Source organism: Dietzia natronolimnaea, assembly GCF_002289575.1.
GTDB lineage: Bacteria > Actinomycetota > Actinomycetes > Mycobacteriales > Mycobacteriaceae > Dietzia > Dietzia natronolimnaea_A.
This window is the reverse complement of record NZ_NTGA01000062.1, coordinates 1-4238: the sequence shown is the minus strand read 5'-3', so window position 1 is coordinate 4238 and position 4238 is coordinate 1. Positions and strand designations below refer to the sequence as shown.

Sequence of the window (4238 nt, the reverse complement as noted above, 5' to 3'; positions counted from 1 at the left end):
AAGTCCTACCTCGGCTGCGCCCTGGCCAAGCAGGCCTGCCAGCACCGTTTCCGGGCGCACTACATCCGGATGCCCGACCTCGAAGAAGCCTGGGCCCTGGCCAAAGACCGACCCCAGGGCCAGAACAAATTCTTGAAGAAGTACGCCGCGTTCTCCCTGCTGGTGATCGACGAATGGCTCCTCGACCACCCCGACGAGACGATCAGCAGAATGCTCCTCGAGCTCCTTGAGCGGCGCTACGACACCGGGTCGACAGTCTTCTGCACCCAGTACCCCAAGAAGGACTGGCACCAGCGCCTGGGCTCCGGAGTTCATGCCGACGCGGTCATGGACCGCATCGTGCACAACACGATCTGGATCGACACCGGCACCCACAACATGCGCGAGCATGCGGCCGCCGCCGGGAGTCAGTAAGTAATCCCCGAGATGGGGCCGGTGGTCCCCACAGACGCGATCACCGGCCCCCAGCGGCAATACTGCTGGCCCCCAAACGCAATATCCGGTGGCCCCCAAGCCTCCAAATACTCACGATGTCGTCGGTGTATCTGACCTGGAAGTGCTGAGCCATGAATTTCTCCAATTTTGATGCGTCAACTGCTGCGGTGAATTATGCCCGCTGCGGCAAGTCGCGTCGGTTGACCCTGAAAGCTTCATCCGCCCAGTCCGAGTGCGAAGGGGCGCGGTAAGCCGCCTACGAGCCGACCGCGGGTCGTGGCTGCTGGTGTGCTGGCGGCCTCGGTGGCCGTCGGGCGTTGCCGATTGGTGGCATTTGAGTAGCATTGGTGGTGCTGGGAAGTCTGTCCGTAGTCGTCTACCGCCGTGATTGTCGGTGGTCGCGGGAGCTGTTGGAGGGGGTTCGGGAGATGGCGGTGGTGGATCAGGCGATCTTGGCGCATACCGAGACCATGAAGTTGTCGAGCGCGGAGTTGGCGCGTCAGCTGGTGCAGCATCTGGGGCCGACGGTGGTGGCGGTGGCCGCGGGTGTGCGGGACAAGAAGCTGCCGTACAAATGGTCGGCCGACGGCGGTCCGGTGCCGCGGGATGGCGCGTTGCAGCGACTGCAGGTGGCCCACCGGGCGTGGGTGGCGATCGCGACGTCCGAGGGCGCCGATGTCGCCCGGGCATGGTTCATCGGCGCGAACCCCAGGTTGGACGAGCAGCCGCCGTTCATGGCGATCGCGGCAGGCAAGTTCAAGCCGGTGATGAGTGCTGCCGCGGCGTTCGTCGACGGCACCGACAACTAAAACTCGCCCCGTGCCCCTGGCCTACGGGCCGACCCGACGAGCGGTGAAGGGCTACCTAAGGTGGTCCGGGTGAGCATGAGCACCGGTAGAGGATGCCGCCTGTGACAGGCGAGGTCACGGTCTGCGCAAACACGGGCCTGGCACTGCTCCCGGCCGGCGGCCAGTCCGTTTATCGGTTGGCTAAACCCTCCTACGGCGTGCTCAATCCGCCGGCCAGGGGCGTGAGTAGCAGCGAGGACCGGGCGGGGTGGAACCGTTTCGATCTGCCCGGCGAGCAGACCATCTATTGCGCCAGTAGCGCCGAGGGCGCGTACGGCGAGTTGCTGGGCGCGTTAAAGGTCGGCGGCCCCTACCGGGCGCAGGAGTATCTCGATGATCCGGGCGCCGATGATCTCTACGCTCTGATCGCACGCGACTGGAACGATCTGGGGGTTCGGCCACCCGGCGTGGTCGACATCCACTGGTTGTACGCCCACCGCCTGTACACGGTGACACTGCCGGCATCGGGATGGTTCGTGGAGATCGAACACGCACGCACCATCACCTACCTGGCCTCGCATATTCCGCTGTCACTGTGGGAGCGAGGGATCGACGAGATCACCGTGGCGCAGACGCGAAGCGGGGACCGTCATCTGACGACCGAACTGGCCGCCACGCTGGCAGCCGCCCCCCTCGTCGGCCGCACACAGGCGCTGGGCATCCACTACTTCTCCAAGCACGGCACGCACTGGTCCTGCTGGGCGGTGTGGCTGCGCGACGGCGTCGCCGGGGCTCTGGACGCGGGCCCGGGCCAGCCGGTCGCGCCGCCGGCCGACAATGCGGCATTGGCGGCCGTGCTGGACATCTACAACCTCACCGTCCGATAGCCTCAGCTCCCACGCGCCGCGCGCCCTCTGGCCGGCGCCCAGTGGCCCCGTCTGGCTCGTCGCCCGAAGGCGTCCGCGCCGACGGGCACCCAATCCCCACGGTCGCCGCGACACGCCTCGCCCGGACTACCCACCGAACGCGATGTGCGGTAACGTCGGTAACCGAAAACGTTACCGGTTACCTGTTACCGCCTACCCGAACCGGAGGACTGTCATGTCGACGTCGGAGAAGATTGCTCGCGCCTATGGGGTGCTCCTGGCGCGGGGCGAGAAGGTCACCGTGCGGGCCGTGCAGCGCGAAGCGGGGGTGCGGATCGGCGAGGTGGCCGCGTGGATGCGCGAGCATGCCGGCGGGGCGGCCGCGGATGTGCCGACGGCGCCGGATTTGTCGGAGGCGATGTCGGCGATGGTGGCCTCGGTGTGGGCTGCGGCGTGGAAGCGGGCCGCGGAGCAGGCGGATGAGGCCACGGCGGTCGCGCTCGATGCTGCTCGCGCGGGTGAGGCCCACGCCCTGGAGGCGGCCGAGCAGGCTGCTGCAGAGCGGGACGATGCGGTCGCATCCCGCGACCGAGCACTCGGCGAGCTCGAGGGAATGCGCGACGAGCTCGAGCAGCTGCGCGGCCAGCTCGAGGAAACGCGCCAGGACGCCGCCGTCGCACGCACCAAGGCCGAGGAGTCCGACCGGGCACGGGTCCGGGCGGAGGCAACCTCAGACACACTGCGGGAGGTGCTGGATTCGCTGCGCGAGGCCGCCCGCACGCCGGAACATCCGGGCGAGTCCTAGCGGAGCTCGCCAGGGCACGTGGGGCACTGACTGTCGGGGGGAGAAGTCACACTGACAGCAGGTCAACCGAAAACAGGTCGGCACGAGCCGCGCCCACGAATGGGTGCTCTGCTGCGAGCAGACGGGCGGCAAGGAGGAGTCCCGATGTGGGATCTGACGACGGCGCTGCAGGCTACCGCGGTGGTCGCTGCCGGCGCCTTGGCCGTGCCTCCGGTCGCGCGTGGGGCCGGTGGGTTCTGCGCAGTGATTGGGCTGCTCGGTGTGCTGCAAGGCCGTACGTGGGCGCCGACGGTCGCGGCGCTGGGGCTGTTGGCGTGGTTCGTGGGTCATTGGTCGTTCGCGGTGCGACACGGGCGTGCGCTATCGGTCGGCGATAGCGCTGTGGGTGATCGATAGGACCCCGCTGCGATGGACGATCCCGCGGTACTGGCAGCTGCGCCGCCAACGTCGACAAACAGCGGCCCGCTGACACATCCGGAGCCGCCAAAAAGAAAGGCCCCGCCGTCGGCGAGGCCACTACTGCGAGCGACTGTACTCCCCAGGCTCTAGAACAGTGAGGGTGTGTCGAGGGGCGCGGCGTTGCCACAGGCGCGGGCGTAGGCGCGCGCGTCCCAGCCGCCGGCGAGTGCGTCTCGCACGGCTAGGGATCGGGCGTGGCGGTTGGTGTGTTGGTCGGGGTTGCGGATGGCGCCGGTGCGACCGCACGCGACGGCGTAGCGCAGGTTTGCTGACTGGGTAGAGGCGACGACATGCCCCGGGTCGACGCGTACGCACAGGGGTTCGTTGCAGCGGTGTTCGGCCACCACGCCATCGTCCAGTTGGCCGGCGAGCAGGAGTGCGAATCGGTGCCCGGACTCGGTTCGACTGATCCCACCCGATCTCCACGTCAGGCGTGTATACCCGTCGACGCCGCTGATCGCTGAGATCAGGAACCAGCACCCGTCCCCGGGCGCTTTGACGACCCGGGACCAGAACGCGTCGATCGCCGCCTGGGTGGGCGGCAGTGTCGAACTGTAGGGACGAGACCGCCGCGCCGCGGCCGAGGGGGCAGGCGCCGGAATCAGGTCCAGGCCTGGCAGAGGAATGTCCACGTCTGCGGGACTGGTGCGCGGGTCAGTGTGGCTCGGCACCGTTGTGGTCCGAGGCCGTGTCCGACGCCTGCTCGTCAGTGGTCTCCGGTGTTCCTTCCCCGGTGACGGTGCGGTCCTTCGCGGCGCGGATCGCGGCGCCGACCTCGCGGGCGGACAGTCCAGTCATCTCGGCCAGGTCTGCTTGCGCGACCCCGAGGCCCTTCAGCTCGATCAGCGCCTCCCCTAGGTGTTCTGCCCACGCAGGTTGGGTATG

The 4238-nt window shown here is 68.2% G+C and carries 6 protein-coding genes; 4 read left to right on the top strand and 2 right to left on the bottom strand.

The window, feature by feature from the left end:
- From CEY15_RS17475 to CEY15_RS17460, 4 genes are all read left to right on the top strand, one after another.
- Positions 1 to 414 (top strand): ATP-binding protein (locus CEY15_RS17475; RefSeq protein WP_176475185.1); only part of this gene is annotated, 414 nt, incomplete at its 5' end.
- 491 nt (positions 415 to 905) lie between these two features.
- A complete protein-coding gene (locus CEY15_RS17470) occupies positions 906 to 1244 on the top strand; it encodes a hypothetical protein (RefSeq protein ID WP_271800540.1) in 339 nt (112 codons plus the stop codon).
- 101 nt (positions 1245 to 1345) lie between these two features.
- Positions 1346 to 2110: an RES domain-containing protein gene (locus tag CEY15_RS17465; RefSeq protein ID WP_095719472.1), complete on the top strand. Its 765-nt coding sequence runs from the start codon at positions 1346 to 1348 to the stop codon at positions 2108 to 2110.
- A gap of 214 nt (positions 2111 to 2324) precedes the next feature.
- The gene (locus tag CEY15_RS17460) at positions 2325 to 2894 is read left to right on the top strand and encodes a DNA-binding protein (RefSeq protein ID WP_095719471.1); all 570 of its coding nucleotides are present in this window, start codon (positions 2325 to 2327) and stop codon (positions 2892 to 2894) included.
- Positions 2895 to 3439: 545 nt separating this feature from the next.
- Here CEY15_RS17460 and CEY15_RS17450 read toward each other — a convergent pair.
- Both CEY15_RS17450 and CEY15_RS17445 read right to left on the bottom strand, forming a co-directional pair.
- On the bottom strand, positions 3440 to 3985 hold the full coding sequence (locus CEY15_RS17450; RefSeq protein WP_245847719.1) for a hypothetical protein: 546 nt from the start codon (positions 3983 to 3985) through the stop codon (positions 3440 to 3442).
- A gap of 22 nt (positions 3986 to 4007) precedes the next feature.
- The coding region (locus CEY15_RS17445) for a helix-turn-helix domain-containing protein (protein WP_141244324.1) at positions 4008 to 4238 on the bottom strand (231 nt) is incomplete at its 5' end.

Coding starts and splice junctions, on each gene's coding strand:
- CEY15_RS17470 (WP_271800540.1), top strand. CDS start 906: ATGAAGTTGTCGAGCGCGGAGTTGGCGCGTCAGCTGGTGCAGCATCTG.
- CEY15_RS17460 (WP_095719471.1), top strand. CDS start 2,325: ATGTCGACGTCGGAGAAGATTGCTCGCGCCTATGGGGTGCTCCTGGCG.